General features: G+C 61.4%; 26 protein-coding genes. 1 reads left to right on the forward strand and 25 read right to left on the reverse strand.

What is annotated here, in order from left to right; genetic code table 11:
• Positions 1-3: 3 nt before the first annotated feature.
• The 20 genes from nusA to xseA all read right to left on the reverse strand — a co-directional run bounded on the left by nusA (position 4) and on the right by xseA (position 18,815).
• Positions 4-1,164, reverse strand: a complete 1,161-nt coding sequence (nusA, locus tag KI810_RS12810; RefSeq protein WP_214175952.1) for a transcription termination factor NusA — start codon at positions 1,162-1,164, stop codon at positions 4-6.
• Between the two features lie 38 nt (positions 1,165-1,202).
• A complete protein-coding gene (gene rimP / locus KI810_RS12815) occupies positions 1,203-1,682 on the reverse strand; it encodes a ribosome maturation factor RimP (RefSeq protein ID WP_214175953.1) in 480 nt (159 codons plus the stop codon).
• Positions 1,683-1,882: 200 nt separating this feature from the next.
• Entirely contained in the window at positions 1,883-2,896 is a 1,014-nt protein-coding gene (locus tag KI810_RS12820; RefSeq protein WP_246525615.1) for a cytochrome-c peroxidase, read from the reverse strand.
• Between the two features lie 152 nt (positions 2,897-3,048).
• Entirely contained in the window at positions 3,049-3,735 is a 687-nt protein-coding gene (locus KI810_RS12825) for a sulfite exporter TauE/SafE family protein (RefSeq protein WP_214175955.1), read from the reverse strand.
• Positions 3,732-3,887: a cbb3-type cytochrome oxidase assembly protein CcoS gene (gene ccoS, locus KI810_RS12830; protein ID WP_214175956.1), complete on the reverse strand. Its 156-nt coding sequence runs from the start codon at positions 3,885-3,887 to the stop codon at positions 3,732-3,734. The genes KI810_RS12825 and ccoS overlap by 4 nt, the downstream gene beginning before the upstream one ends.
• A complete protein-coding gene (locus KI810_RS12835; RefSeq protein ID WP_214175957.1) occupies positions 3,880-6,300 on the reverse strand; it encodes a heavy metal translocating P-type ATPase in 2,421 nt (806 codons plus the stop codon). The genes ccoS and KI810_RS12835 overlap by 8 nt, the downstream gene beginning before the upstream one ends.
• On the reverse strand, positions 6,297-6,776 hold the full coding sequence (locus tag KI810_RS12840; protein WP_214175958.1) for a FixH family protein: 480 nt from the start codon (positions 6,774-6,776) through the stop codon (positions 6,297-6,299). The genes KI810_RS12835 and KI810_RS12840 overlap by 4 nt, the downstream gene beginning before the upstream one ends.
• A gap of 32 nt (positions 6,777-6,808) precedes the next feature.
• Complete coding sequence (locus KI810_RS12845) at positions 6,809-8,023, reverse strand: 4Fe-4S dicluster domain-containing protein (protein WP_214175959.1); 1,215 nt, start codon at positions 8,021-8,023, stop codon at positions 6,809-6,811.
• Positions 8,024-8,026: 3 nt separating this feature from the next.
• Positions 8,027-8,503 (reverse strand): c-type cytochrome, encoded by a 477-nt coding sequence (locus tag KI810_RS12850; RefSeq protein ID WP_214175960.1) that lies wholly within the window; start codon positions 8,501-8,503, stop codon positions 8,027-8,029.
• Between the two features lie 79 nt (positions 8,504-8,582).
• The gene (locus tag KI810_RS12855; protein ID WP_214175961.1) at positions 8,583-8,723 is read right to left on the reverse strand and encodes a CcoQ/FixQ family Cbb3-type cytochrome c oxidase assembly chaperone; all 141 of its coding nucleotides are present in this window, start codon (positions 8,721-8,723) and stop codon (positions 8,583-8,585) included.
• A gap of 1 nt (position 8,724) precedes the next feature.
• Positions 8,725-9,588 (reverse strand): cbb3-type cytochrome c oxidase subunit II, encoded by an 864-nt coding sequence (locus tag KI810_RS12860; RefSeq protein ID WP_214175962.1) that lies wholly within the window; start codon positions 9,586-9,588, stop codon positions 8,725-8,727.
• Positions 9,589-9,601: 13 nt separating this feature from the next.
• A complete protein-coding gene (locus tag KI810_RS12865; protein WP_214175963.1) occupies positions 9,602-11,005 on the reverse strand; it encodes a cbb3-type cytochrome c oxidase subunit I in 1,404 nt (467 codons plus the stop codon).
• Positions 11,006-11,184: 179 nt separating this feature from the next.
• Positions 11,185-11,586, reverse strand: coding sequence for an RrF2 family transcriptional regulator (locus KI810_RS12870; RefSeq protein WP_214175964.1), 402 nt, complete (start codon positions 11,584-11,586; stop codon positions 11,185-11,187).
• Between the two features lie 108 nt (positions 11,587-11,694).
• Positions 11,695-12,336 carry a LexA family protein gene (locus KI810_RS12875; protein ID WP_214175965.1) on the reverse strand — a complete coding sequence of 214 codons (642 nt, stop codon included), beginning with the start codon at positions 12,334-12,336 and terminating at the stop codon, positions 11,695-11,697.
• Positions 12,337-12,457: 121 nt separating this feature from the next.
• Entirely contained in the window at positions 12,458-13,747 is a 1,290-nt protein-coding gene (locus tag KI810_RS12880) for a peptidase MA family metallohydrolase (RefSeq protein WP_343213502.1), read from the reverse strand.
• Between the two features lie 4 nt (positions 13,748-13,751).
• Complete coding sequence (locus KI810_RS12885) at positions 13,752-14,042, reverse strand: J domain-containing protein (protein ID WP_214175967.1); 291 nt, start codon at positions 14,040-14,042, stop codon at positions 13,752-13,754.
• Between the two features lie 65 nt (positions 14,043-14,107).
• Complete coding sequence (dxs, locus tag KI810_RS12890; protein ID WP_214175968.1) at positions 14,108-15,985, reverse strand: 1-deoxy-D-xylulose-5-phosphate synthase; 1,878 nt, start codon at positions 15,983-15,985, stop codon at positions 14,108-14,110.
• Entirely contained in the window at positions 15,985-16,878 is an 894-nt protein-coding gene (locus KI810_RS12895; protein ID WP_214175969.1) for a polyprenyl synthetase family protein, read from the reverse strand. Before KI810_RS12895 ends, dxs begins: the two co-directional genes overlap by 1 nt.
• Before the next feature lie 252 nt (positions 16,879-17,130).
• Positions 17,131-17,361: an exodeoxyribonuclease VII small subunit gene (locus KI810_RS12900; RefSeq protein ID WP_214175970.1), complete on the reverse strand. Its 231-nt coding sequence runs from the start codon at positions 17,359-17,361 to the stop codon at positions 17,131-17,133.
• A 113-nt stretch (positions 17,362-17,474) separates the two neighbouring features.
• Positions 17,475-18,815, reverse strand: a complete 1,341-nt coding sequence (xseA, locus tag KI810_RS12905) for an exodeoxyribonuclease VII large subunit (protein ID WP_214176034.1) — start codon at positions 18,813-18,815, stop codon at positions 17,475-17,477.
• Positions 18,816-18,886: 71 nt separating this feature from the next.
• Between xseA and KI810_RS12910 the strand changes: the two genes are divergently transcribed.
• Positions 18,887-20,281, forward strand: a complete 1,395-nt coding sequence (locus KI810_RS12910) for a ParA family protein (protein ID WP_214175971.1) — start codon at positions 18,887-18,889, stop codon at positions 20,279-20,281.
• Positions 20,282-20,425: 144 nt separating this feature from the next.
• On the opposite strand, the gene KI810_RS12915 is transcribed toward KI810_RS12910, so the two are convergent.
• From KI810_RS12915 to recG, 5 genes are all read right to left on the reverse strand, one after another.
• Complete coding sequence (locus KI810_RS12915; protein WP_214175972.1) at positions 20,426-21,373, reverse strand: divergent polysaccharide deacetylase family protein; 948 nt, start codon at positions 21,371-21,373, stop codon at positions 20,426-20,428.
• Between the two features lie 128 nt (positions 21,374-21,501).
• Complete coding sequence (locus tag KI810_RS12920) at positions 21,502-22,839, reverse strand: cohesin domain-containing protein (protein ID WP_214175973.1); 1,338 nt, start codon at positions 22,837-22,839, stop codon at positions 21,502-21,504.
• A gap of 137 nt (positions 22,840-22,976) precedes the next feature.
• Positions 22,977-23,942: a tRNA glutamyl-Q(34) synthetase GluQRS gene (gene gluQRS, locus KI810_RS12925; protein ID WP_214175974.1), complete on the reverse strand. Its 966-nt coding sequence runs from the start codon at positions 23,940-23,942 to the stop codon at positions 22,977-22,979.
• 167 nt (positions 23,943-24,109) lie between these two features.
• Complete coding sequence (gene ppnP / locus KI810_RS12930; protein WP_214175975.1) at positions 24,110-24,424, reverse strand: pyrimidine/purine nucleoside phosphorylase; 315 nt, start codon at positions 24,422-24,424, stop codon at positions 24,110-24,112.
• Between the two features lie 25 nt (positions 24,425-24,449).
• Positions 24,450-26,765 carry an ATP-dependent DNA helicase RecG gene (gene recG / locus KI810_RS12935; RefSeq protein ID WP_214175976.1) on the reverse strand — a complete coding sequence of 772 codons (2,316 nt, stop codon included), beginning with the start codon at positions 26,763-26,765 and terminating at the stop codon, positions 24,450-24,452.
• Between the last annotated feature and the right edge of the window lie 226 nt (positions 26,766-26,991).

A 26,991-nucleotide genomic window follows, 5' to 3' on the forward strand; every position in this document is an offset into this window, starting at 1 on the left:
CCGTTACTCTTCCGCCTGCTCCCCGGCAACTTCCGCAACTTCGGCCTCGCCTCCAGCAACGTCCTGCGCTTCCTCTTCCTCGACGGCAGACCCGTCAAAGGAGGCGTACTGCTGGAGTTCGGCTTCAGCGGCCCTTGTTTCGCTCTTGATGTCGATCCGCCAACCGGTCAGCCTGGCAGCCAGGCGGACGTTCTGCCCCCGCTTGCCAATGGCGAGAGAAAGCTGGTCGTCGGCTACGATGATTTCCATGGCCCGGTTCTCGTCATCGACATACACCTTGGTCACCACGGCAGGGGCCAGGGCGTTGCAGGCAAAGCGGGCCACATCTTCCGACCAGGGGATGATATCGATCTTTTCACCCCGCAGTTCGGAGACCACGTTCTGCACCCGGCTTCCCCGCATCCCGACGCAGGCGCCGACCGGGTCGACGTCCGAGTCGTGGGAATAAACGGCGATCTTGGAACGGCTTCCCGGCTCCCGCACCACCCCCATGACCTCCACGATCCCTTCGGCAATCTCCGGCACTTCAGCCTCGAACATCTTGGCAAGAACGTTGGGATGACTGCGGGAAAGGAGTATCTGCGGGCCTTTGGTAGTCATGCGAAGGTCGGTGATGAGCGCCTTGATCCGGTCTCCCTGGCGGTAGACCTCGCGCGGGGCCTGCTCCTTGTGGGGAAGCACCGCTTCGGCACGGCCAAGATCAACGATCAGTTCCCCCTTCTCGAAACGGCGCACCACGCCGTTGATCAGTTCGCCGACCCGGTCCCGGAATTCGTTGAAGATCGTCTCCCGCTCCGCCTCCCGGACCCTCTGGATGATGACCTGCTTGGCGGTCTGGGCTGCAATGCGGGAAAAACCGCTGGCATCCATCTTCATGCCGAGAGAATCGCCGACCTGCACCTCGGCGTCGATCTCGCGGGCCTCTTCCAGGTCGATCTCCTTGTAGGAATCCTGCACTTCGTCAACCACGGTGACGAACTCGAACAGTTCAACCTCACCCGCTTCTTCGTTATAGTGAGCTTCCAGGTCGCGGGTGTTGCGGAATTTCTTGTTGGCTGCCGTCAAAACGGCCTGCTCCAGAGCTTCCAGCACGATCGCCTTGTCAATACCCTTCTCCTTGACGATCTGATCGATGGTATGCTTGAGGTTGAAATTCGTCTCCACGGTCCTGTCTCCTTGATTCTTTTGTTAGTGATGTTTGGTTAAAATTCAAATTCCAGGTTGGCCTTGGCCACCTTGTCAAGGGGAATGGCAGCGGTCTGTCCTTCGTTCAGCCGGATACGTATCATCCCGCCTTCCAGCCCGAGCAGTTCACCGAGAAAAGTCTTGCGACGGTTCCCCTCATCGTCTGCCAGGAGATCGAAGGTCCTGACCTTGATGAGTTTCCCCTTGTAACGTTCGTAGTCCGCCGGTTTCTTCAGGGGGCGGTTGAGCCCGGGCGAGGACACTTCCAGACTGTAGTGCCCCGGAATCACATCTTCCACGTCAAGAAGCTCCGACAACTCCCTGCTGACGACGGCACAGTCATCAAGGGTAACGCCGCCTTCCCTGTCGATGAAGAGGCGCAGAACCATGTCGCGCCCCTCCTTCTTGTACTCCAGCTCCACAAGCTCAAGACCCTGGGAGGCAAGGAGCGGCAGGGACATCTCCGTAACCCTCGTTGCCACATCAACTTTGCTCATGACTATTTTTCCCATAAAAAAAAGCGAGCCGGAGGAGCTCACTTTCAGTGAACAGTAACATGTAGGTTAGTTTCTAGCATGGGATAACAGAAAATGCAAGCACTTATTTGAGTATCGTTGGCGGAAAGAGAGACTCCTCCTTAAGAGCCACCCATCCCGTACACGACCAGAATTCATATGCACGGGATGGGCGTCTCAGCTCACTGGAGAAGTGGCTGGGGAGTCGTCGGGCTGTTGGGGGGAAGGATCGGATATTCCACCTTCGGCTGACGACCGGTCAGGGTGCCGAGGAAGGCTACGATGTTGCGCGCCTCGTCGTCGTTCAGCTTGATGCCGAGCTGGGCAGAACCCATGATCGCCACGGCCTCACCCAGTTTCCAGACCTTTCCGGAATGAAAATAAGGGGGGGTCAGGTCGATGTTCCGCAGGGAGGGGGACCTGAAGACATACTCATCACTGGCCGTGTTGGTGACTTTGAAACGCCCCGTATCCGCGACCGGCCGTATCTCTCCGGCCGGTTTCTCTACGACACCGAAGGGGAAATACCCGCCCCCTCCCACATTCACGCCGCTATGGCACGCGGCGCACCCCTTGTTCATGAAAAGCCTGAGCCCATCCTGTTCCCTGGCGCCGAGAGCCTTCCGGTCACCCTTGAGGTAACGGTCGAACTGCCCGTCGGGTGTAAGGAGGGTGGCTTCGAACACCTCGATCGCCTTTGCCATGTTATCGAAAGTCACCGGCTCCTTCTGCCCCGGAAAGGCCTTGGCGAAGAGGCTCACGTACTCGGGGATGCTTTTGAGAGTTTCCACGACCCGTTCCGGTTTATTGTTCATCTCCACCGATGCCTGCACCGGTCCCTTGGCCTGCTCCATCAGGTCCTTGGCACGGCCATCCCAGAACTGGGCGACGTTGAACACCGCATTGAGGACTGTCGGTGCATTGCGCGGGCCCTTCTGCCAACCGTGTCCCACGGAAGTCTCCTGTAGGTCGCCGCCACCAAGGCCGACATTGTGGCACGTGTTGCAGCTGATGAGATTGGACGAGGAAAGGCGCGGGTCGAAATAGAGCATCTTCCCGAGCAGGAGTTTCGCCGGCGTCTGCTTGTTCCCCTCAAGCGCGGGAGCCGACCGGGGTATCGGCTTGAACATCGTCTGGGCCCGTTTCTGCAGATCATCCGCTCCCCAGGCCACACCATTGACAATTAAACATGCCATGACTCCACTGACCAAGCAATCGAATCTCATAGCTACCTCCCTGACAGGCATAAATGATTAGACAACTGTAATTTAACCACACATGGGAGAAAGCTCAACCTGTCGGATAAATTCCTGGCAGTGCAGGATGGACTGGCATAACCGCCTACGGCTCACCAGAGGGGAAACGGCGGCACGTAACCAAGTCTGCCCAGAATCCGCCAGAGCCCCGCAAAACCGATGAGCGCAACCAGCAGGCCTGCCAACCGGGACACGACGCCTTTGAGCTGGACGGAACAGAGGGTCGCCAAGGAACCGAAGCCAAGCATGACCGGCAGGGTGCCGAGACCGAGGGCCGCCATGACTGCCCCTCCCCGCAGGGGGCTGCCGCTGCTTGCAGCAGCAATGAGGGGCGCGTAGACCAGACCGCAGGGAAGAAAGCCGAGGATGAGACCAAGAGGGATCGATCGGGCGGAGGAGGAACCGGCCAGAGCCCAGCGGAGCGGCCCTGCCAGGAGTCGGCCACCACTGCTTTCCAGCGTGACGAGGTTGTAACGGCTTCCCAGGAGTGACGCCAGGCCGACAAGCATGACAAAGCCGTTGGCTGCGACAAAAACCCAGGCGGAGAGGGATTTGAGAAGGAGGACATCCAGGGAGGCGCCGATGAAGCCGGCCGCCACACCGAGCAGGGCATAGGTCCCCATCCGTCCCAGGTTGTAGCCCAACTGGAACAGCAGGCGTCCCCGGCGCCCCTCCTGCCGACAGTTGAGCGCCAGGGCCGTCACGATGCCGCCGCACATCCCCAGACAATGGGGACTTCCGGCCAGACCGGCGAGGAAAGCCAACCAGATTTCGGTCACGGGCGCCGCTCCTCATCATCGTCCAGCATCCGGTGCTTGGGGCGTTCCATGTCGTCGAATTCGCCCTTTTTCACCGCCCAGATGAAGACCAGCCAGCAGCCGGCACCGAGCAGAAGGGAGAGAATAATAAGGATGACGATCGATTCATCCATGGTCGGACCTCTGGAGACGTAACGAATTCCCCACCACGCAGAGCGAACTCAGGGCCATGGCCGCCGCGGCGTAGACGGGGGTTAGCCGGCCGGTCATGGCAAGGGGGATGCCGACCAGGTTGTAGATGAAGGCCCACCCCAGGTTCTGCCGCACCACGGCCATGGTGCGGCGGGCCACCCGGTGGGCAAGGCGAAGCCTTGCCAGATCACCCTTTGCCAGCACCAAATCAGAGGTTTCGATGGCAATGTCCGTCCCCCCCGCGAGGGCGCACCCCACTGCGGCAGTGGCAAGGGCAGGCGCATCATTGATGCCGTCGCCGGCCATGAGCACCACTGCGCCCCCTCTCTGCATATCTTCTATCAAAGTCCCCTTGTCGGCCGGCAGAAGGTCTCCCCGGACGTTTTCGATTCCGACCTGGCGGGCAATGGTGCGGGCGGATTCCTGGCGGTCACCGCTCAAGAGGTGGCAGGCCACCCCCCTCTCCTGGAAGTAGCGGACGATGTCGGACGCACCATCCCGCACCCCGTCCTGCAATACGAGCGTTCCCCGGTAGCACCCCGCCTCGGACAGATGCACGGCGGTCTCCCCCGGCGCTGGCTCCTGCAGGTCGTCCGGCACCTGAACCCCCTCTCCCTGGAGAAATCGCCGGTTCCCCGCCGCCACCCGCATGCCGGCGACCACGCCGGTCACGCCACCACCGGCAACAGTCCGGACGTCTTCGGCCGGAGTGTCCTTCCCTCCCGACCTTGCATGCTCCGCAACGATGGCACGGGCCAAGGGATGGGTCGAACCAGCCTCCACCGCGGCGGCCAGTCCCAGGAGTCGGTCCCCGGCAATGCCCGGCACGGGAAGAACTTCCGTTATCCGGGGCTCTCCACGGGTCAGGGTGCCGGTCTTGTCGAATGCGACCACCGTCACCCGGGCCAGCCGTTCGAGCACGTCACCCCCCTTGAATATGACTCCCGAAGCGGCAGCGACGCCGGAACCGGCCAGAATCGCCGTCGGCGTGGCGAGTCCCAGGGCACAAGGGCAGGCGATGAGCACCACGGCAAGGGCGTTCATCAGTGCGATGGCGGGGGCGGCCCCTCCCGCCAGCTGCCAGCAAAGGGTGATCCCGGCCAGGACGAGCACCACCGGCACGAACAGCGCTGCAACCCGGTCAGCCAGTTGCTGGACCGGCGCCCGGCGATTCTGTGCCTCTTCCACCAGTCGTGCCACCCGGGCAACGAAACTCTCCCCGAGCGGCAGATCAACCGTGACCTGTACCGTGCCGGTAAGGTTGATGCTCCCCCCTATCACCGGGGCACCGGGCTGTTTTGCCACCGGCAGGGCCTCGCCGGTGGCCGGCGATTCGTCCACCTCGGTCACGCCGGCACTTACATGACCGTCAACCGGAAAACGCTCCCCCGCACCTACCAGCAGGATATCACCGGGGCGCAGAATGGCGGAAGCCACCCGTTCGACGCCGTTCGAGGTAAGCCGCTGCGCTTCGGGGGGGGAGAGGGAGAGGAACCGCTCCACGCCCGCCGCAGCCCTCCTTCGGGCCGCATGCTCCAGGAGACGGCCGAACAGGATCAGGGTGACGATCATGGCGGCTGTTTCGAAATAGACCTCGCCACCGCCGAACAGGGCGTAGACACTGTAAAAATAGGAGGAGAGCGCGCCGATGGCGATCAGGAGGTCCATCCCCGGGGTACGGTTCTTCATGCCACGCCAGGCGCCCACCAGGAATGGCCAACCGCAGTAAAAAACGACCGGCGTGGTGACCAGCAGGGAGAAGAACTGCATGGTCTGCCTCGTGTCGGCGGCTATACCCTGGAAGTAGCCGGCATAGAGGGCAAATGAGTAGGCCATGAGCTGCATGGTGAGGAAAAACGCGGTGCCGAAACGGATGAGGAGCCCCCGTTTTTCCCGGGCTGCCGCCGCCTCGCTGTCCGCCAGGGTGTAGGGGCGCGGCAGGTAACCGAGATCGGCAATGCGCTGGAATATCCGGGAGGGCGCCGCCAGGGCCGGGTCGAATCTCACCCGTGCCCTGCTGGTGGCATAGTTGACCCGCACATCACGTACCCCATCGAGCCGGGCCAGTATCTTCTCGTTGAGCCAGGCGCAGCTGGCGCACCTGATGCCGTCAATGAGGACCTCCAGCACCCCCTCTCCCTCTTCGTGACGGACAAACGGGGCCAGATAAGAGTCGCTGTACTGCTCCCGGTACGCACCCGCAGGCAGGCCGGCATTATCCCACTCCCGACGACGGTAGAACTCACCGAGCCCCACGCCGGTTATGAGCAGATAGGCGCCATGACAGCCGCGACAGCAGAAAACACGCTCCACCCCCTCGTTTTCCATCGCTATCCGCTGGGCTGGCAGGATTTCCGCACCGCAGTGACAGCACTGTTCGGCAGCCGCGCTCACTGCAGAAGCACCAGACGGGACGCCACGGCGGCATTGCCCCTGCTTACCATGACCTGTCCCCGCAGATCGCCGGGATGTGCGAAAACGACCCGTGCACGGTAGACACCGGGACTCTCCTCCGTGAAGCCCGGCGTGGCGAAGCCGCTTTCACCCTGCGGCGTCCGTCCCCTCTCCACATTACGCAGCACCACCCTCCCGCCGCTGACCGGTCGCCCCGCACCGTCTGTGGCCCTGAGAGTGACAATTCCGTCGGCATAGGCGGTTTCAAGACGCCACCCCAAGCGCACACCATTGGCCAGCTGTTCGCCTTCCCGCTGGTAATCGAGGCCATGGACATAGTACTCCCGGTCCACCACCCGGCTGACGCGCCGGGAGGCGAGGGATAGGGAAACAATCATCGCGGCGGCAAACAGGGCCACCAGCCCGATAACAGCGTACTTCCAGCACGTGCCATGTGAAGCAGTATGGTCTGACATGTCGAAATGTTCCTTTGCGCGACGGTTGCCCATCAGCGGACCGGAAAGGAGGCAAGGGCGGTCGCCAGCACCTTCCCCTCACTGCTGAGGGAAACGGTCAGTTGCGACTGGTCCTTCGGCGCCGGCACCAGTTTGACGAAGAAATCGACCCGGCGGTTGGCGTTGGGGTCGAGCCACAGGCCCCGCACCCGGCCGAAAAGCTCCGTCCGACTGCCGGCCGGCCCCGAAACGCTGATGGTGTACTCTCTCCTTTGCCGGGACCGGTTCTCCAGATAGGCGGAATAGGCGTTGACCAGCGTGCCGTCAGGGAGGCGGCGGACCTCGCCGCTTCCGGCCCGCATGATCTTGATGGTAGCCTGCTTGCGGGTAACCACGGCATACACCAGCATTACCGTCAGAAGAAGGACCATCCCCGCCAGCAACACCGATTTGACGTTGACCGGCCTCCCCCCCCCATCCTCCTTCCTGCCGAACGTGTAATGGATAAGGCCAGGCTGGCGGTCCGGCGCCATGACCTGTCGGCAGGCATCCAGACAGCGTCCGCAGTTGATGCACTCTACCTGCAACCCTTCCCTGATGTCAATCCCCACAGGGCAGGCCCGCACACAGGCGTCACAGCGCTTGCAGCGATCCGCCACAGCCGGATCGAACTCCAGGGTCAAGGTGTTCCGGTCCATGGTCATGAGCTGGATGCGCCCGTAGGGACAGACCGTCGTACAGAACGTGCGGCGCACCAACGCAAGGTCGAGATAGACGATGGCAGCCACGCTGACCAGGGTTATCCCCGCCACCAGCCCCGTCTCCCCCCTTGCCAGCCGCGGGAAAAAATCGTAGGGAGAGATGAAATACCAGACGAGATTGGCAGCCACGGTCGACGCGATGGCAAGGTAGACCATGTGCCGCAGTACGAGAGAGGGGGACCCTTTCCCGGCCAGCCTTCCCACCTGCCGGTCAAGGAACTCTGCCAGATCGGTGATGGTGGTCTGGGGACAGAGCCAGCCGCACCAGACCCGGCCGAAGACCATGGTGATGAAGAAGAACGCGAAGACCAGGATGAGAACTGCCATCAGGAAGAGATAGAACTCCTCGATCCGGAGTGTGGCGCCGAAAAAGAGGATGGAACGGCTGGCCGCATCGATGCGGAGGAGCGACTCGCCACCCGCCCGGAGAAAGGGAAGCAGGAGAACCAGGAGGGTGGTGAGCCACTGGACCAGTTTTCGCTTGGACGCAACCAGCGGTGGGTTCATCGGTTACTTGAGTGACAGGACGTACTGCACCAGCGCCTCGATCTGCTCATGGGACAGCTGGCTCTTGAACTCGGGCATGCCGCCGGGGCGCCCGTCACTGATAGACGAGGTGACGGCTGCCATATCCCGGCCGAATTTGTAACTGCCGGCCGTCAGGTCGGGACCGATACCCCCCTTGGCCTCGGGTCCGTGGCAGGCGGCACAGCGCTCGGCATAGAGCGCCTTTCCCGTGGCCACATAGTCTTCCTTTTTCCCTTCGGCATGGGGAGCGGTCAGGGCGGGCGCCTTGACCAGCATCTCCTCCTTCGCCTTCTTTTTCTCGGCAAATTCGGCCTCCGAACTCCAGCCGCTGAAGAGGTAGTACCCCATGAAAACGACACCCCAGGCCGCAAGGCCATAGAAGAGCAGGCGGAAAACGCCGGGAGACTTCTGTTCTTCCCGGTACTTTATCCCATCGAAGTCGTGCTGTTCAGCCATCATATCCTCCTGAACGGTCTCCGGCCACGGTTTCCGAGCCCTTACGGCTCCTGAGACCGAAACGGAAACTCGGAACGGTAAGTTAATCTTCGTCCAGCATCCGGTATTTGGGGGATTCACCCTGCTCCCGTCGCTTGCGGCTGTAAGTCCGGGCAACGATCAGCACGAAAACACCGAACAGAAGCAGGGTTACTCCGAGATAGTAGACGCTCGCCAGATCCATGTCATTTCCCTTGGTGGTACTTGATGAAGGTGGTCAGCTTCCAGACCCGGTCTTTGCCCAGGGACTCTCCGTAGGCAGGCATGCCGCCGGACTCGATGCCGGCGTAGATGCTCTTGAATACCTCCGCATCGGGTTTGTCGATGTCGGCAAGCGCCGGTCCCACCCCACCCTTCAGGTCAGCACCGTGGCACTGGGCACACTCCTTGTCGTAAAGAGCCTTCCCTTCCTGGATAACTGTCTTGTCGTCCTGGTAGGGATTTTTCATATCACCCGTCACCGTCACCTGTGACGCCTTGCGCCACGGGATGTCGTTCCCCAGCTTCTGCATGTAGGCCACCATCGCATCCATTTCCGTCTTCCCCTGCAGCGCCGCCAAATCGGCGTGGGTGTAGGGGAAGCCGAGGGCCTTCATCTTCTTCTCCGTCAGACGTGAATCGAGCTGCTTTTTCAGAAAGGCGTACTTCGGCATATTGGAACGGGGAACCATGGACTGGGGGTCTTCCATGTGCCGGTAATGCCAGGCATTGGGATATTTCCCCCCGATGCGCGCAAGGTCCGGCCCGGTCCGCCGCGAGCCCCAGAGGAATGGCTGGTCATGGACGAATTCCCCGACCTTGGAGTACTCGCCATACCGCTCCACATCAGCCAGAAGGGGTCTGACCGTCTGGGTATGACAGTTGTTGCACCCTTCGCGGATGTAGATGTCGCGACCTTCCAGCTGCAGCGGGGTGTAGGGTTTGACGCCGGCCAGTTGCAGCTTGGGATCGTTGATCCACTTGAAAGGGGCTACCATGGTAACGATGGTTCCGACAAGGATAACCGCAGTAGCCAGCAAAAGAAGGATAATCGGTTTTTTCTCCAGCATGGTCTCTCCTTTCCTAGGCTCGTTCCGGCGCGGATGCCAGCCGGCCACCGTTTGCCGTTTTAATGATGTTGTAGAGGAATATCACCATGCTCGCCAGGTAGATGATGCCTCCCAGCGCCCGGCCATGCCAGTAAGGGTACAGTTCGATGAGCGTCTCCATGAAGCTGTAGTGGAGGCTGCCGTCGGGATTGGTGGCATGGAGCATGGTCGCCTGCTGCACGCCGGCAATCCACATGGTGATGGAGAATATGAGCTGACCGATGACCGCCAGCCAGAAGTGGAGGTTCACCAGTTTGACACTGTAGATCTCGGTGTTGTAGAGACGGGGAACCGTGTAGTAAATGGCGGCGAACAGCACCAGCGAAACCCAGCCGAGCGTTCCCATGTGGACATGGCCGGGGACCCAGTCGGTGTAATGGATGAAGGCGGAGAAGGTGCGCACCGCCTGGGATGGCCCCTGGAGGGTCTGGAGACCGTAGAAGGTAATGCCGAAAATGAGGAACTTCACGAGGTAGTTTTCCCGCATCTGGTGCCACTGGCCGTTCATGGAGAAATAGCCGTTGAACACCGCTCCCCACGAAGGGGCGATGAGCATGATGGAAAAGGCCATGGCCAGGGTCTGGACCCAGTCGGGGACCGGAGTCCAGAGGAGGTGGTGGGCACCGGTCCAGAGATACATGAAGATGAGGCTCCAGAAGGCAATGACCCCCATGCGATGGCTGTAGATCGGCACACCGGTGGACTTGGGAAGGAAGTAGTAGAATATCGCCAGCGGCGGCGTGGTGAGCACCATGGCGACGGCGTTGTGGCCGTACCACCACTGGACGTTGGCATCGTTGGCGCCCGCATAGGCGGAATAGGACTTGGTGAGGGAGACGGGAATACCGGCGTTGTTAACCAGGTAGAGGACCGCAACCCCGACCAGGGTGGCGAGTATGTACCAGAGGGAGATGTACATCTGCTCCTCTTTACGCTTCACGATGGTCATGATGATGTTGACGGCGAAGATCACCCAGAGCACCACCACCAGCAGGGCTACCGGCCACTCCAGTTCGGCGTACTCCTTGGAGCGGTTCATCCCCAGGGCGAGGGTGACGGCGGCCAGGGCAATGACGACGTTGAACAGATAGAGTTGAAACCTGGCAAGACCGGGGCTCCAGAGGGGAGTCCTGGTGAGCCGCTGGGTGATGTAGAAGAAAAAGGCCATGAAGCTGCCGATCCCCCAGCCGAATATTCCCGCATTGGTATGGATGGGTCGAAGTCGTCCATAGGTGAGATAGGGGGGCAGGTTCAATTGCGGCCATGCCAGCTGCAGGGAGACAAGGACCCCCACCAGCACCGCCACCAGGCCCCAGACCATGCTCCAGGTGATAAACCCCTTGACCACATCGTCCGCATAACCTTCCTGCTGATTCATGAAAACCTCCTGCACGGGAATAAGCGCCGGCTACTGTGGTACGCCGGCAAACAATTTTAGTGTAAACGATAACCGTAAGAATGGAAGTTCATGTACGCGCCATCTCCAACAGGCAGCATTATAAGATGCCGCTAACAGGACTTATTTTGTCCTGTTTTCAGGCAAAAAAATCAGCCCTGTTACCGGGCCAGTTCTTCGATGGTAACGCTTTCGAGTATCTGCACTACCTGACTCTGAACACGACGCCAGACCGGATGGACGTTACATTGCCTGTCGAAATCACAGGCCCCGTTTCCCATCAGGCAACGGTTCGGGATGATAGGCCCCTCGACCGCCTCGACAACCTCCCGCAGGGTGATCCTGGATGCGGCGCGCCCCAGCATGAACCCGCCACCCGTACCCCGATACGAGTTGACCAGGCCGAGTTTGGCAAAATTCTGGAATATTTTCGCCAGAAACGTCTGGGGGACCTCGGTTGCCTCGGCGATTTCGCTGATGAGCGCCATCTTTCCCGGCGCCTGCCGGGCAAGATAAATCATCCCCCTGATCGCGTATTCTCCCTTACGGGTCAACTCCATCATCGATACACCTTTAGGACCTGTTTTGTCTTTTATATCCGAGCAAACAACCGCTGTCAAGATACAATTCCGATTCCCCGAGAAAAAGGTACGGCCGGTGATTGATCGAAACTAGAATATAACCTTCCGCCAGACATCCACTACCGTTCCGACGATTCTGGTGTTCGGTTCCGGCTTGAAAGGAGCATAGGATGTGTTATCCGGGGAAAATATCGTCTCTCCTCCAGAGACCCGGTAACGCCGCATGATCACATCACCCCAGAGGTTGTTCAGCAGGACGACGTCGCCGTTTTTGGGCTCCAAGTCCGTAACGAACAGCACCAGATCACCGTCGAGAATGGTCGGTGACATGAAATTGCCGTAACAGATGAGGGCATAGCACCCCTCCCCCGCTTTCGGAGCCCTTATGTACTCGACCACGTCCTCCGCTTTGATCGATGCGGGAAACCCCTCGGAGATTTTCTGCAAGAGCGGAATGCTCGCCGCCTCGCCCCGCATGCGGGTCTCCCCTCCTACCCGACGCATCTCCCCGCGTCCTATGCAGAGCCATTCGCGGTCGATGTTGAAATAATGGCAGAGGGCAATGATCAACGTTTCGGACGGAACCTTCTTGCCCCGCTCTATGCTGCTGAGAAACCCCTGGACGATCCCGAGGGAATCGGCGAACATCTGCTGGGTGAGACCCAGTGCCTGCCGTACCTGCTTGATACGGCTGCCGATAGTGCTGTCCGGTTGCAGTTTGTGTATGGTCATGGGAAGCTCTCGCTGTGCGGAATATGGTCCGGAGGCGGGACCAATGAAAACTCGCAACAAGTATTACACACTTCAACCCGCTCGGCAAGAATAATAAATTACAGTGAAATATACCCGTTATCTACTCTGGTGACGGGTGCTCCGGCACGCCGTACTCCCTGGTCATATTCCCCTGCCATTCCTGTACCACACCGGAATAATCAACGCCATAATCGGCAAGTGCCACCCCGATGGCATCGGCAACAGGCTTTCCGGTCCCCAGCAACCGGAGAATCTCCTGTATCTTGTGCCAGCCGTACCGTCCAACCATGAAATTCACCAGGGCATAACTCTGCTGATAGGCCAGGGCCACCTGTTTGTCGGACAGGGTACTGAACGGCCTTTCGAGAAGCTGAAAGGATACATATCCCCCGCGTCGTGCCACGCGACCCAGTTCGGCCATGGGCTGGTTGAACTCCTTTCTCCCCTCCAGTTCCGCCAATCCCTCGTTGAGCCAGGTGGGGCAGTTACCTTTTGTCATCTCGAATACCACCACATGGGTATACTCGTGAACAAGAACGTTTCGAAGCAGGGCCGTCATCCCCGTGGCCCCCCCGAGCGGAATACGGATCTTGCCGTCGTAGAGGCCACCCGACCAGTCGGGGCTGTCGGTCAGAGCCTTGAAATCTTTTTTGGTGTAGAGAAGCACCTGTACCCGAGCATCGGGGAAATATCCCAGATCAGCGCCGACCCGGTTGTAGGCCGCCTCCAGGACATCGAGGATCTCGCCGGCGAGGAGCGACTTCAGTTCCGTATCGTAGGAGAGAGAGAACCGGGAACTGTACCCCTTGTCCATCCGCCCCTCCAGTGCCAGCTCACGCCGGGCCTTGTCCGCCAGTTCCCGGATGGCGGCACGGGCCGGGTCCAGTTCCAACCCCTTCTCCCACATCTCAAGGGCAAGGGCCAGATTGTCGCTGTCGTAATAGGCCCTCCCCAAGTGGTAGTAGAGCTCGGGAGAGGTCTCACCCAGGGAGCGGGCCCGTTCCAGTTCATGAATCGCCCCCTCATAACGCTTGACGGCATGCAGGGCGATACCGCGGAGGACAGCGTAACGGGGTGCCTCGGGAAACAGTTCCCGCGCATGGTCGAAACTGTCCGCTGCCGCATCGTAGAGTTTCTGCTCCATCTGCCGCATCCCCACGTAGGTATAGGCCTCCGCCAGGTTCTTTCGCAAGGTTTCATCATAGGGAGAAAAAGCAAAAGCCCTCTGAAAATGTTCGAGTCCTTTCTCGTACTCCCCCTGTTCGAGGAGTTTCAGGGCGTAATCGTTGTGAAGGACCGGATCATTGGCAAAGGCGGGGGAAATAACCGCAAGGGTCACGAGGAAAACAAGGGGAAGGAATAGCTTTCGCTGCACCGAAAGGGATGTCACGGTATTACCTGCTACCCCACAACGGCGCATCGGCAAACTGGCGCCGGAGACGTTCGTCGGGGTTCTGTTCGTAGAACTCATCTTCGGCAAAGGAGTAGCGGTAATTCTCCACATAGTCGCGGATGATCCTGTAGGCGGCGTTGATCGCCCGAATCCGTTCCGGATCGTCCACCTCTCCCCCGTCGGGATGGTAACGCCGCACCAGCTCGCGGTGACGGTTCTTGATCTGGCGCAGGGTAACCCGCAAGGGAAGGTCAAACAGCGCAAGGGCCCGGGTAAGCTCGTCGTAGGTCATGGAACCACTCTAGCACAGTTTTAACCGTGCTGTACACGCTCGAATAAAGCCGGGATGCTCCGGCCTCACACGTGCATCTTCTTCCGAACCGCTGCCGCTATCCCCTCCGGATCGAGACCGTAGCGGCCACGCAGTTCGGGCTGTTCCCCCTGTTCGATGAACTGGTCCGGAAAGCCGAGGCGAGCGACGGCGAGGTCGGCGTATCCTTCATCCGCGAGAAGCTCAAGAACCGCCGAACCGAAGCCACCCTGCAGAGCGTTCTCCTCCACGGTAAACAGCGGGCAGTTCCGGTCGGCCAGGGAGAGGATCAACTCCCGGTCCAGGGGCTTGACGAATCGGGCGTTCACCACCGCCATCCCGATCCCCTCGCCGGCGAGGAGTTCGGCTGCCTCAAGCGCCGGAACAACCATGGTGCCAAGGGCGATGATGACCCCGTCCTTACCCTCCCGCACCACCTCCCCCCTGCCGATGGGAAGGGAATGAAATTTCTGGTCGAGGGGGACGCCGTAGCCGTTCCCCCGTGGATAGCGGACCGCCACGGGAGATCCCAGATCAATGGCGGTCTGGAGCATGTGCTGCAGTTCGTTTTCGTCCTTGGGAGCCATGATGGTCAGGTTGGGGAGGGAGCGGAGATAGGAGAGGTCGAATACCCCGTGATGGGTCGGCCCGTCGCTCCCCACGACCCCTGCCCGGTCGATGGCGAAGACCACCGGCAGGTTCTGAAGGCAGACGTCATGGAATACCTGGTCGTAGGCCCGCTGGAGAAAGGACGAATAGACCGCAAAGACCGGTTTGTACCCCTCAGCAGCAAGACCTGCGGCGAAGGTGACGCCATGCTGCTCGGCGATCCCCACATCGAAAAAGCGGGCGGGAAACTCCTTGGCAAAAGGGGTCAGACCCGTGCCGTCGGGCATGGCGGCAGTGATGGCGCACACCTTGTCGTCCTCGGCGGCGATCTTCTTTATTGTCTCGCCGAATATCCCCGTATAGGATGCGGCTCCCCCCTTCCCCTTGATGATCTTGCCGGTGGCGATCTCGAAGGGGCCGACGCCATGGAACAGGGAGGGATTCTCCTCGGCGGGTCGGTATCCCTTTCCTTTCTTGGTCAGCACGTGGATCAGCACGGCATCGTCGAACCGCTTCACCCTTTCCAGGGTCTCCTGCAGGAGTTCCACATCGTGGCCGTCGATGGGGCCGATATACTCGAAACCGAAAGCCTCGAAGAGCATACCCGGCGTGAAGAGCCCCTTGAGGGATTCCTCGGCCCGCTTCGCTACCTGCAGCACATTGCGGCCAAGCCCGTCGAGTCCCTCCAGAAAACCTTCCACGTCCTTCTTGATCTTGTGGACGAATTCGCTCGTGATGGTGCGTGAAAGGAACTTGGAGAGCGCCCCCACGTTCTCCGCGATGGACATCTCGTTGTCGTTGAGAATCACCACTAGGTCCTTGTTCAGGTGCCCGGCATGATTGAGCCCCTCGTAGGCGATCCCCCCGGTCATGGAACCGTCCCCGATGACGGCGATGACCTTGTTGTTCCCCTTCCGCAGGTCCCGCCCCACCGCAAAACCGAGGGCGGCGGAAATGGAGGTGGAGGAGTGCCCCACGTCGAAGGCATCGTGCACCGATTCGGCACGCTTGGGGAAACCGCTTATCCCCCCCAGGGTCCGGAGGGTGCGGAAGCGCTCGCGGCGGCCGGTCAGGAGCTTGTGGGCATATGCCTGGTGCCCCACGTCCCAGACGATCTTGTCCTGGGGAGAAGAGAACACCCGGTGCAGGGCAAGAGTCAACTCCACCACGCCGAGGCTCGGTGCCAGGTGGCCGCCATTGGCAGCGCAGGTGGCAATGATCTCCTGGCGCAGTTCCTCCGCCAGTTGTACGAGTTCCCTGCCCCCCAGCTTCTTCAGATCCTCGGGCCCGTTGATTGTTTCCAGGATCGGTGCCATCACGATTTCCGGTACACGATGTATTTGGCGATCTCCCGCAGGGGATCGGCCTTGGCATCGAACGGACCGAGGGCCGCCAGCGCCATGTCGGTCAGTTCGGCGGCCCGCCGCTTGGCCTCGGCAAGTCCGACCACCGCCGGATAGGTCGCTTTTCCGCGCGCCTCGTCGCTCCCGGCGTCCTTGCCGATCTCCTCCGTGGTCCCCTCGATATCCAGGATATCGTCGGCAATCTGGAAGGCCAGGCCGATCGCCTCCCCATACCGGGTGAGGGCCGCCACTTCCGCCTCGCCGGCTCCGCCGAGGATGGCGCCGGCCTTGACGGACGCCTTGATGAGGGCCCCCGTCTTGTGGGTGTGGATGTACTGGACCGTCGGCAGGTCGATCTCCTTCTTCCCCTCGCTCTCCATGTCCACCACCTGCCCCCCCACCATACCGCGGGAACCGGCGCACCGGGCGATTTCCTGTATGACCGCCACCCGCTCCCGGGGAGGAAGATCGCCGCCCGCTTCCGGACTGCTGAGGAGGATGAAGGCCTCGGTCAGGAGCCCGTCGCCGGCCAGGATCGCGGTTGCTTCCCCGAACACCTTGTGGTTGGTCGGGTTACCGCGCCGGAAATCGTCGTCGTCCATGGCCGGCAGGTCGTCATGGATGAGGGAATAGGTATGGATCATCTCCATGGCGCAGGCAGCCGGCATCGCCTGGTCGATGTTTCCCCCCGCCGCCTCGCAGGCGGCCAGCATGAGGATCGGCCGGACCCTCTTCCCCCCGGCAAACACAGAGTACCGCATGGAGCGGTGGAGAGAGGAGGGCAGTTCGTCCTCCCGGGGGAGATAACGGTCCAGCGCCCCGTCCACCAGCTGGCAGCGCTCTTTCAGATATGCTTTAAGGTCCATGGTTCTCTCTCTTTACTATGGGTAGTGAAACATTGGATCCAATGCTGGTTGCACATCCCCGCGAAATCATACTGAAAGGTGGCGGGGGTTCTCGCGGAGAAAAGGGTCCCGCAAAAAAGCACCTGACGGGATTTAAAAGGAAAGCATCAGAAACAGCAACTTAGTACGCGTTGAAAAGCCGAGTGTGACGCTTGACTCTTTTCGGAGCGAGTGCCCCCCGCCGCCTCACCCCTCACTCAGACAAATAAATAGTTACTCGTCGTCCAGCCTGAACGGCACCTTCCCGAAGCTCCCGTCCTTCTGCTTGAGGAGCATCTCAACCCGCTGTTCCGCCTCGTTGAGCTTCTTGTTGCAGAACGCCGCCTGCCTGACCCCTTCCTCGAACGCCTTGAGGGAGTCCTCCAGGGAAAGCTCACCCCCTTCGAGCTTCTTGACCACCTCTTCCAGCTTCTTCAGGGATGTTTCGAATTTTTCCACGGCCATGGCACGGTCCTTCCCCGGCAAAAGTGAGCCGTTATTATACAGAATACCCGTTTCCAGTCAAGTTGAGCCTGTCGGCGGAGTGAACGAAGCTCCCTGCAACTACCATTTTCAGATTAATCCTCACAGGAGTCGACCCGGCAGAGGGCGCTCCCCTTCGAAAAGCGAAGGCTCAGCCGGTCCCCCGCCGCGAGCTGCGAGCTTTGACGAATCACGGTCCCTTCCGGCAGCAGGTTTGCAATGGCATAACCCCGCGCCAGGGTCGCTAGGGGTGAAAGCGCTTCCAGCTTGCCGGCACTGAACGCAATGCCTTCCCGGGCGTTCTCCAGGCGTCGTTCCATGGCCCGCTCGGCCCTGTTCGTCAGCCCCAGCAACAGCTCCCGCCCCCGCTCCACCTCAACCTCCGGATTCTGCAGGCGTAGCCGGTTGACGAGCACCTGCACCAGATGACGGCGCCGTTCCTCCCCACCGCGGCAGGCCAGGGTGAGCCGGCCGGCCAGATCGTCGACCCGCTGGGCGAGATGGCCCAGGAGCAGGGTCGGGTCCTTGAGCGAACGGCTGAGGACCTGCACCTCCCCTCCGAGTTCTGCCAGCCGGCGATCAATTGCCTGCAGGAGGCGGTGGGAGAGGGAATCCACCTCGGCAACCAGTTCGGACTTGCTCCGGACCACGAGCTCCGCCGCCGCCGAGGGAGTCGGAGCCCGGAGGTCGGCGACGAAATCGGCGATGGTGAAATCCACCTCGTGCCCGACCGCCGAGATGACCGGAATCCGCGACTGGTGGATGGCCCGGGCCACCTCCTCCTCGTTGAACGCCCACAGGTCTTCGAGGGAGCCCCCGCCACGCCCGACGATGAGCACGTCCGCCATGCCGAGGCGGTTGAAATCCCGTATGGCTCCGGCGATCTCTGCCGCCGCCCCCTCCCCCTGCACCCGTACCGGGTAGAGGAGTATCTCCAGGTTGGCGAAGCGCCGGTTCAGCACCGTGAGGATATCGTGGATGGCCGCGCCGGTGGCGGAGGTGACGATGCCGATCCGCCGGGGCAGGCGCGGAATCGGTCTCTTGTGTTCCTCGGCGAACAGCCCCTCCTTCGCCAGACGCTCCTTGAGCTGAATGAAGGCCATCTGCAGCGCGCCGAGCCCCCGGGGTTCCAGGTATTCCACCAGCAGCTGATAATCGCCCCGCTGGTCGTAGACCGTCAGGCGTCCCCGGACGATCAGCCCCATGCCATCCCGCGGCTTGAACTTCAGCGCCCGGGTCGAGGCGCGGAACATGACGCAGCGCAGCTGGGCACCGGCATCCTTGAGCGTGAAATAGAGATGCCCCGACGCCGGCATGGCCAGGTTGGAGATCTCCCCCTCCACCCAGACGTGCTCGAAATTCTCCTCCAGCACCCCCCGGATGAGTCCGGTCAACTGGGTGACGGTCAGTATCCGTTTTTCACCGAAAAGCTCCACCATGGTCTCCCATCAGTTCGCCATCTCAAACCGGTTGACGATACGGTTCGTTCCATACTATCATCCCTCCCATGGAAAATCACGCATACCCTTATGTCATTACCGTTTCGTCGGAAAAAGGGGGGGTCGGCAAGACCACCCTCGCCACCAACCTCGCCATTTTTCTCAGGGCACTCCATGAAGAGCTGCCGGTCTCCATCTTCTCCTTCGACAACCATTTCTCCGTGGACAAGATGTTCGAATTCAAGGGGCAGGCACCCCGGGGGAGCGTAGCCGACCTCCTCATGGAGACCCCCGGCTGCGACCTCCTCCACACCGGCCAGTACGGCATCAACTACATCCCGTCGTCCACGGCCCTCGGTGACCTGAAGGGCGCCATCCGGAGCCCCATGACCCTGGCCAGGCTTCTGGCCCAGTCCCGGATCCCGGGAGTGCTCATCATCGACACCCGCCCCGACCTGGATATCCTCACCCAGAACGCCCTCTATGCCGCCGACCGGGTGCTCATCCCGGTGAAGGACATGCCTTCCCTGGAAAACTGCCGCAACATCTTCGAAACCTTCGACAAACGCGGCCTGGACAAGAAGAGTCTCTCCCTCATCCCCTGCCTCATCGACGAACGGATCAAGTTCGACGGACCGTTCAGGGACCAGAAGAGCCTGCTCAGGGCCTATGCCGTCAACCGTGGCTACCGCTGCCTCAGCACCTTCATCTCCAAGAGCCCCAAGGTGGAAAGCCTCAACACCAACCCGGACGGCCGCATCTACCCCATCCTCACCCATGCCCGGGGAACGGACGTCCACGGCCAGTTCGCCGAGCTGGCGCGAACGATTCTGGATGATATTTCGGCGACCATCGAACCCCGCGCCCTCCTTTTCAACCAGTGGCAGACGGCGGAAACGGACCGGAAGAAGGCGGAATTTTTCGGCAGGCTGAGCGGGGTAAAACGGGAGTGCCTCTTCTGCGGCCGACCGGCGGGGAACGGCTCAACCGGCTATTTCTTCGAAACCTCCGACGGGGGGGCCAGCGGCTTCCTCGACACGGATTGCTTCGACAGCTTTCTCACCACAAACATTTACGGCATCGGCACGGAGCAGGCCGCCTCCCCTGCCGCCCAGATGGTACGGGACGTGGCCCGGGAGTCGGTGTTCGTCTGCCGCCCCGTCGCAAACGGGTCGGGGCAGCAGGTGGAATTCAGCCGCCTCAAGCGGGACGGTTCACCGCTGCAGCGGAAGGATTTCCCCGTGAAGGAATTCGAAGGTGGATTTCTCAGCAGGGAACGGAGCAAACTGCACCTGCTCATGACGGAGACACTGGCGGGGCTTGACAGCGGGTTCCGGGACGGGGTGCTCTTCATTCATCCCGTCAATCCCCAGGAGCCGGACGCGATCCTTGAGGAAGAGCGTTACCGGGAATTCGCCCGGCTGAAACGGAAGATCATGGAGCAGTTGCCCGCCAGACCATAACGACGTTTGGCCCTGATGTCTGATTACAGCGTCAGATTTGAGATGATACCAAGGCGGCAAGGAGGAAGCGACGAGGCGTACATCAGTACGTCGAGGAAACCGACGACGCGCCAACGCAGGTAGCGCTCAAATGTGGCGCAGTATTTAGTTGACCAGTTCCGACGCCGCCACGAACCTGATCCCCTCCCGCTGCATCCGGGGCATGGCGGCGGCAAGGGCCTGGATGGTCTGCCGATGGGGATGGCAGATGGCGATGGCGCTCCCCCGCTTGCGCGCCAGAGCGGCCACCTGGTCCAACTGGCTGGTGATAGCGGCCACATCAAGGGTGTTGTCGAGAAACACCTGGCGCGACGCCGCCCGCATCCCCATCTTTTTCGCCAGGCTGTAGCCGACGGAGGCAGACGACGTCTTGCTGTCGATGAAATACAGTCCCTTTCCCTGCAGCACCTTCAGCACCACCTCCATCTTTTCCCCGTTTTCCGTAAAACTCGACCCCATGTGATTGTTGGCCCCTACCGCATGGGGGACCGTCTGGAGATACTCCGCCATCTGCCGTTCGATGTCGGCACTGCTCTCTGAGAGGAGCAGGCCGTTTTTCTCCAGTTTACGCTGGGGAAACCCCTTCGGCTCCATGGGGATGTGCAGCATCACCTGGCGTCCCTTTGCGTGGACCTCCTCGGCTACGGAACGGGACTTGGCCAGCCCCGGTATGATGGAAAAGGTCAGGGGAAGGTTGATGGCGAGCAGTTGCCGCGCCTCCTCCATGCTGCTCCCCATATCATCGATAACGATCGCCACCGTCCCCGGCCCGGCAACCCGCGGGAGGGGCTTCTTTTTCGGCGCAGGGGGGATGACCACCGAGGTATATTCCCTGAGGATGACCGGTGTTTCAGCTGAACGGGACGGGATTTTCTGTCGCTCCATTGCCGCTGGCGGGACAGCGGGTATCTGCAGGGGCGTGCGGGATTTGACCCGTTCCAGCAGGAAAAATATGCCTGCAATCAGCAGGATCACCACGAGGAGCGTGATCAGCGGCTTTCTCCCGCCGGGTGAGGGCTTGCGGCGATTGGTGTTTTTGCGTCGTGTGGCCAAACGGTCTCCTTCCCGGTACAACAATTCATCGCTTTATACCTGCATGAACGGCACTGCCATAAAGAACAGGCCCACCGCCGCGATGGCAATGGGCCTGTACCCTTGAGGTCACGACGCCATTCCCCGGCCTACTTCTTGACAGGCTTTACGCCGGCCTGGTTTTTCGACCCCATGGCCAGGTAGTTGGCGGTGAAAATGTAATCATCGAGGTAATCGCGCTTGCCGTCCTTGTTCAGGTCGAAGCGGGGGGCCTTGTCCGTCCCCCTCTCCTTGAGGAACTGGCTGAATTCCGCCTCCGTCGGAGCGACACCCGGCATGACGACGGTTATGTCCGTCGGCGGCGCCACGACGACCGGCATCTCCGTAACCGCTCCATCCAGCAGCATGATAACGGTCGCGGCAAAGACCCCCTTCGCCGGCTTTGCCTCCACGACCCATGCTCCGTCGGCATCCCGACGCAGGGAAACCAGCTTGGCATCCTTCAGCGCGAAATTGGGGGCGTTTTTCGCCGTTGCCGGCACGGCCACCCTCACCTTGACTGCCGTCACGCCGTCCGACAGGGCGACAGGAGGCTGCTGGCGGTAACTCGTCCCCTCCTCCGGCTTGAACAGTTCCTGCAGCGCCTTGGGAGTCCGCTCTCCCTTGAAATCGCGAAACTTCGCCAGGACGCCCTTTGCGACAGCCGTCTTCCGTTCGGCTGGCGCAGCGACCGGTGCAACCGGTGCAACAGGGGGCTCGGCGGCAGGCTGTCGTGGCGCGGGAGCTGCCATCGGCTCCTGGACCGGTTCCGCCGTCGGCACGGCCGGTTCCTCTTTTCGATCCTTGGCAGGTGTTGGGGCGGCAACAGTACCAGTCTGAAGGTTCAGCCAGGTCGTCTGGCCCGTGCCGACGGTTACGGGGATATTCGATGCTGTGCCTCCACCTTGGTTAGACTTGTCATCGCCGGACTTGTCTCCCGTTTTGTCATCGCCCGTCTTGTCCCCCGCTTTCTCATCACCTGTCTTATCCCCCGTTTTGTCATCGACCGTGGTGTTTACCGGCGCCGTATAACCAATGGGTATAACCGACAGCTGCCGGCCGTCTTTGTCCACAACGGAAGCCGTTATCCCCAGGTTGCCGGTACTGCTCCCCTTGCCGGTAAAGGTGACGAAGGCCACCGGTCCGCTCCCCTTGAACGGGGTGGCGTTGACTATGGCGATGTGGACGGCTCCGACAGTATTGGGATTTGCAGCCAGGAGCGCCGATCCGATAACGCTCCCCTTCTCCACGACCGGGCTGGCCAGAAGGTTGCTGTCATAGGTGATGGTAAAGTCCAGCGCGGCAACCCCATCCATCGGGCTCCCGTTAATGACGAACCTGTTGGTGCCGGAAGGTGCTAGGGACAGTGTCACGGCGGCATACCCTGCCTGGGCCACTAGCAGCGACACAAGAACCGTCAGCATGGTGATGAGCGATCTTGATTTCATGGCGACCTCACGAACTGTCTTGATTGGTGGAGATACTGGCGATACACCGCCTCTTCCCGTGTGCCAAAACGCCGAATCAGTATACTGCAACGGCTGCGTAAAATCCAGTATTGCGATGGGGAGACACCCGCCGGGAATCACCGCCGTGACGGCAGCTCGTCCGCCCCGGTGGGAAGAGGCAATGGTGCGGCGGTGGAGGGAACGGACGCGGGATCGAAGGCCTCCACTCCCCAGGCGAGGATTTCCGTACAGGGGGCCCCGTTCAGGTCCGGGGGGGGAGACTGGCCGAGAAACCGGAGTGCCGCGAACAAGAGTCTCCAACCTTCCCGCGCCAGGTCGCGGTCCGCCAGAGAAACGGCGTTTTCCCGCTTGGAGAGTTTTGTCCCGTCCGGGTTGACGACCAGGGGGAGATGGCCGTAGACCGGCACCGGAAAACCAAGAAGCTTCTGCAGGTAGATCTGGCGGGGGGTCGACTGGAGGAGGTCGGCACCGCGCACCACCTGGTTGACGCCGCTTTCCCCATCGTCCACCACCACCGCAAGGTGGTAGGCGAAGGGGCCGTCTGCCCGCTGGATCACGAAATCGCCGCAGGACGAGGAGAGGGACTGACTGTAGTGCCCGACGAACAGGTCGTTGAACTCGATCAGTTCGTCATAGACCTTCACCCGCCAAGCCCGCTCGGACTTGCCTTCCGGCAGGCCGTTACGGCAGATGCCCGGATAGACCAGTTCGGCGCCGTGGGGAGCCGAGGATATCCGGGCTATCTCCGAGCGGGTGCATCCACAGGAATAGGCGAGACCGGCCCCGAGCAGCTGCTCCATGGCCGACCGGTAGGCCTCCGTCCGCCGGCTCTGGTAGACGACCTCTCCATCCCACCGGAAACCGAGGGACTCCAGGGTACGGAGTATGTCGTCGGCAATGCCGGATACCACGCGGGGGGCATCCAGGTCCTCCATCCGGAGAAGCCATTTTCCGCCAGACCGGTGCGCCATGACATAGCTCCCGAGGGCCGCCACCAGCGACCCCAGGTGAAGCGGCCCCGTGGGGGACGGGGCGAAACGGCCGATGACGGGCACTTCGGTAATGTCGGCGGCAGGGGTCATGAAAAGACACGTATCCCCTCTCCCTCGGGGAGAGGGTCAGGGTGAGGGGTAATTGGTCGAATGCCCCCCCTCATCCGGCCGTCAGCCACCTTCTCCTTTAGGCCCATCGGGTCCTCGAGGGAGAAGGATTCAGCTGCAGATTGTTTCTCGGCGGGATAGTAAGCATATCACCCCAGAAACGAACAGCAGTAATCGGTGAGGGTATTCACCTTCATGGTAAAGGATGAGTTGGCCGGCACCTCGAAGGACTCTCCGCCGCCGATGCGGTCCCACAGGTCATTCCCCGGCAGCTTCACATCCAGTTCTCCAGCCAGTATCTCCATCAGCTCCGCCGCGCCGGTATTGAAGGTATATTCGCCGGGCTGCATGATGCCGAGGGTCTTCTTCGTGCCATCGGGGAAGATGACGGTGCGGCTCGTCACGGCACCGGCGAAATAGACGTTTGCTTCGCGGACTACGGTTACGTTGGTGAATTCTGACATTTGTTCCTCCGTTTGATTGATTGGGTTATGCGATTCCCGCCAGTTCCAGCCGCCCGCCCCACCGTTTCACCAGTTCCTCCTTCAGCCGGGGATGGCGTACAAGGTCCGGGTCCTGCTCCAGAAGGGCAAACGCCTCGTGCCGGGCTTCCTCCAGCAGCCGCCCGTCCCGCAGGATGTTGGCGACCCGGAAATCGGGGATTCCGGCCTGGCGGGTGCCGAGGAAATCGCCAGGGCCGCGGATCTCCAGGTCCGCCTCGGCGATCCTGAAGCCGTCGGTGGTCGCCTCCATCACCCGGAGCCGCTTCTCCCCGTCCTCGGAGAGCCGGCCGGGGGTGAGGAGAATACAGCTGGATTTGGCGCTCCCCCGCCCCACCCGACCGCGGAGTTGGTGGAGTTGGGAGAGGCCGAACCGCTCAGCATGCTCGATGACCATCACCGTGGCATTGGGGACGTCGATCCCCACCTCGATGACGGTGGTGGCGACGAGAACGTGGATCTCCCGGTTCTTGAAGGCGGCCATCATCCCCTCCTTCTCCTCCGGCCTGAGGCGGCCGTGGAGAAGGCCGATCTTCAAATCGGGAAAGATATCCTGCTGGAGATGCTCCGCCATCTGGGTCGCCGCCTTCAGGTCCGACTTCTCCGTCTCCTCCACCAGGGGGTAGATGATGTAGGCCTGGCACCCCTTCCCCACCTCCTCGCGGATGGTGGCATACACCTGGGGGCGGCGGGACTCGAAGCAGATGCGGGTCTCGATGGGGGTCCGCCCGGGCGGCAGTTCGTCGATCACCGACAGGGAAAGGTCGCCGAACACCGTCATGGCCAGGGTGCGGGGGATGGGGGTGGCGGTCATGACGAGGATGTCCGGGCTCGCCCCCTTTTTCTTCAAAAGTCCCCGCTGGATGACGCCGAACCGGTGCTGCTCGTCCACGATCCCGAGGCCGAGGCGGAAGAACTCCACCCTATCCTGGATCACCGCGTGGGTGCCGATGACGATCTGGGCCGTCCCGTCCGCCACCCGGGCCAGCACCTCCGTTTTTGCCTTCCCCTTCAGGGAGGAGGTGATGAGGCTAACGGCAACCCCCAGCTGCTCGCACCAGCGGTGGGTGGTGAGGTAGTGCTGCTCGGCGAGGATCTCGGTCGGGGCCATGATGGCGACCTGGTAGCCGTTCTCCACCGCCACCAGCGCCGCCATGAGCGCCACCAGGGTCTTACCACTCCCCACGTCACCCTGAACCAGGCGGTGCATGGGATGGGGGGCCATCATGTCCCCCTTTATCTCGGAGAGAACCCGCCGCTGGGCGTTGGTCAGCTGGAAGGGGAGGAGCTGCAGCAGCGGCTTGGTGTACCTGTGGGTGACGGCGAAGGGAATCCCCTCCTCCAGCGCCACCCCCTGCTTCTTCAGGGCGAGCCCCAGTTCCAGGAAGAAGAACTCGTCGAAGACCAAGGTGCGGTGGGCGGGGGTCTTTCCCTCGTTCAGCGCCTCCAGCGTCGCGGCTTCCCCCGGAAAGTGCACCTCCCGCAGCGCCTCCGGCAGGGGTATCAGCCCGTTGCGGGTGACGACATCCGCCGGCAGCGGGTTCACGGCGGCAGCGGCGAAGCCGTCCACCACCTCCTTCTGCACCTTGCGCATGGTCTTCTGGTGGACCCCCTCGGTGAGGGGATAGACCGGCACGATCCGGCCAAAGTTGAACGGGTCGCGGGCCATCACCGTCGCCAGGCTCTCCCCCTCCGCCAGCCACTCCACGTCCGGGTGGTGCACCTCCCGCTGGAAGCCGTACTGGGCCACCTCGCCGGTAAATATCCCCTTCCGTCCCGGTCGCCAGGCCTTCTTCTGCCAGGCGGGGTTGAAGTGGAACCACTTGAGGGAGATGGTGCCGCTCCCGTCGCTGACGATCGCCTCGAAAAAGCGCCGCCCGCCGCGGGTCGCCACCGTGTCGGCAGTCAGCACCTCGCCGTGGAACACCTCCGTGTGGCCGGGGCGCAACTTCCCCACCGGCCGCAGCTCGCGCCGATCCTCGTAGCGGTTGGGAAGAAGATAGAGGGCGTCCTCCACCGTGGCGATCCCCTTCTTCGCCAGCGCCTCCGCCAGCTTCGGCCCTACCCCCTTGATGAACCGGAACGGGGTGGCCAGGTTCTTCTTCTGGATACTCTCCTGGACGGGGGTCATGAGTCGGGAAACCACGTCGCGTTCGGCGACGGATGCAGCCACCCGCCGTACCACGAGCGTCCCCCCATCTCCCTTTTCCAGGGACAGGTCGTCCCCCGGCTTCAGGTCAAGCTCCTTCGCCATTTCTGCAGGGATGGTCAGGCTGTTGTTGTCGGAAAGCTTGATGATAGACATGGGAAGCGCCGCCCCCTTCCGAAGCGGCGGGTGCAATTCTAGCATTCCTGCGGGGGATTTTGGAGAAAATTGTGCATTTGGGGTGCGATTGTCGGGGTTGAACATGTCAACACCCCTCTCCGCCCTCCTCCGGGGAAATAGTTGAGCAACTAACATGAATTATTGTTAAATCGCGTATCTTGAAGCGGTATGACGGTCCACAGTGTATCCCATAGCAATACATCTA

It is taken from the genome of Geomobilimonas luticola (assembly GCF_018476905.1).
Lineage (GTDB): Bacteria > Desulfobacterota > Desulfuromonadia > Geobacterales > Geobacteraceae > Geomobilimonas > Geomobilimonas luticola.

Excerpts from the sequence above, each read along its gene's own strand:
- KI810_RS12895 (WP_214175969.1), bottom strand. The coding sequence starts at position 16,878 with ATGGACCTTAAAGCATATCTGAAAGAGCGCTGCCAGCTGGTGGACGGG.
- KI810_RS12840 (WP_214175958.1), bottom strand. The coding sequence starts at position 6,776 with ATGTCAGACCATACTGCTTCACATGGCACGTGCTGGAAGTACGCTGTT.
- gluQRS (WP_214175974.1), bottom strand. The coding sequence starts at position 23,942 with ATGACCCCTGCCGCCGACATTACCGAAGTGCCCGTCATCGGCCGTTTC.
- ppnP (WP_214175975.1), bottom strand. The coding sequence starts at position 24,424 with ATGTCAGAATTCACCAACGTAACCGTAGTCCGCGAAGCAAACGTCTAT.
- KI810_RS12855 (WP_214175961.1), bottom strand. The coding sequence starts at position 8,723 with ATGGATCTGGCGAGCGTCTACTATCTCGGAGTAACCCTGCTTCTGTTC.
- recG (WP_214175976.1), bottom strand. The coding sequence starts at position 26,765 with ATGTCTATCATCAAGCTTTCCGACAACAACAGCCTGACCATCCCTGCA.
- KI810_RS12870 (WP_214175964.1), bottom strand. The coding sequence starts at position 11,586 with ATGATGGAGTTGACCCGTAAGGGAGAATACGCGATCAGGGGGATGATT.
- KI810_RS12875 (WP_214175965.1), bottom strand. The coding sequence starts at position 12,336 with ATGACCATACACAAACTGCAACCGGACAGCACTATCGGCAGCCGTATC.
- KI810_RS12860 (WP_214175962.1), bottom strand. The coding sequence starts at position 9,588 with ATGCTGGAGAAAAAACCGATTATCCTTCTTTTGCTGGCTACTGCGGTT.
- KI810_RS12820 (WP_246525615.1), bottom strand. The coding sequence starts at position 2,896 with ATGGCATGTTTAATTGTCAATGGTGTGGCCTGGGGAGCGGATGATCTG.
- KI810_RS12845 (WP_214175959.1), bottom strand. The coding sequence starts at position 8,023 with ATGAACCCACCGCTGGTTGCGTCCAAGCGAAAACTGGTCCAGTGGCTC.
- KI810_RS12910 (WP_214175971.1), top strand. The coding sequence starts at position 18,887 with ATGGAAAATCACGCATACCCTTATGTCATTACCGTTTCGTCGGAAAAA.
- KI810_RS12885 (WP_214175967.1), bottom strand. The coding sequence starts at position 14,042 with ATGACCTACGACGAGCTTACCCGGGCCCTTGCGCTGTTTGACCTTCCC.
- KI810_RS12920 (WP_214175973.1), bottom strand. The coding sequence starts at position 22,839 with ATGAAATCAAGATCGCTCATCACCATGCTGACGGTTCTTGTGTCGCTG.
- KI810_RS12850 (WP_214175960.1), bottom strand. The coding sequence starts at position 8,503 with ATGATGGCTGAACAGCACGACTTCGATGGGATAAAGTACCGGGAAGAA.
- ccoS (WP_214175956.1), bottom strand. The coding sequence starts at position 3,887 with ATGGATGAATCGATCGTCATCCTTATTATTCTCTCCCTTCTGCTCGGT.
- KI810_RS12865 (WP_214175963.1), bottom strand. The coding sequence starts at position 11,005 with ATGAATCAGCAGGAAGGTTATGCGGACGATGTGGTCAAGGGGTTTATC.
- rimP (WP_214175953.1), bottom strand. The coding sequence starts at position 1,682 with ATGAGCAAAGTTGATGTGGCAACGAGGGTTACGGAGATGTCCCTGCCG.
- dxs (WP_214175968.1), bottom strand. The coding sequence starts at position 15,985 with ATGGCACCGATCCTGGAAACAATCAACGGGCCCGAGGATCTGAAGAAG.
- KI810_RS12900 (WP_214175970.1), bottom strand. The coding sequence starts at position 17,361 with ATGGCCGTGGAAAAATTCGAAACATCCCTGAAGAAGCTGGAAGAGGTG.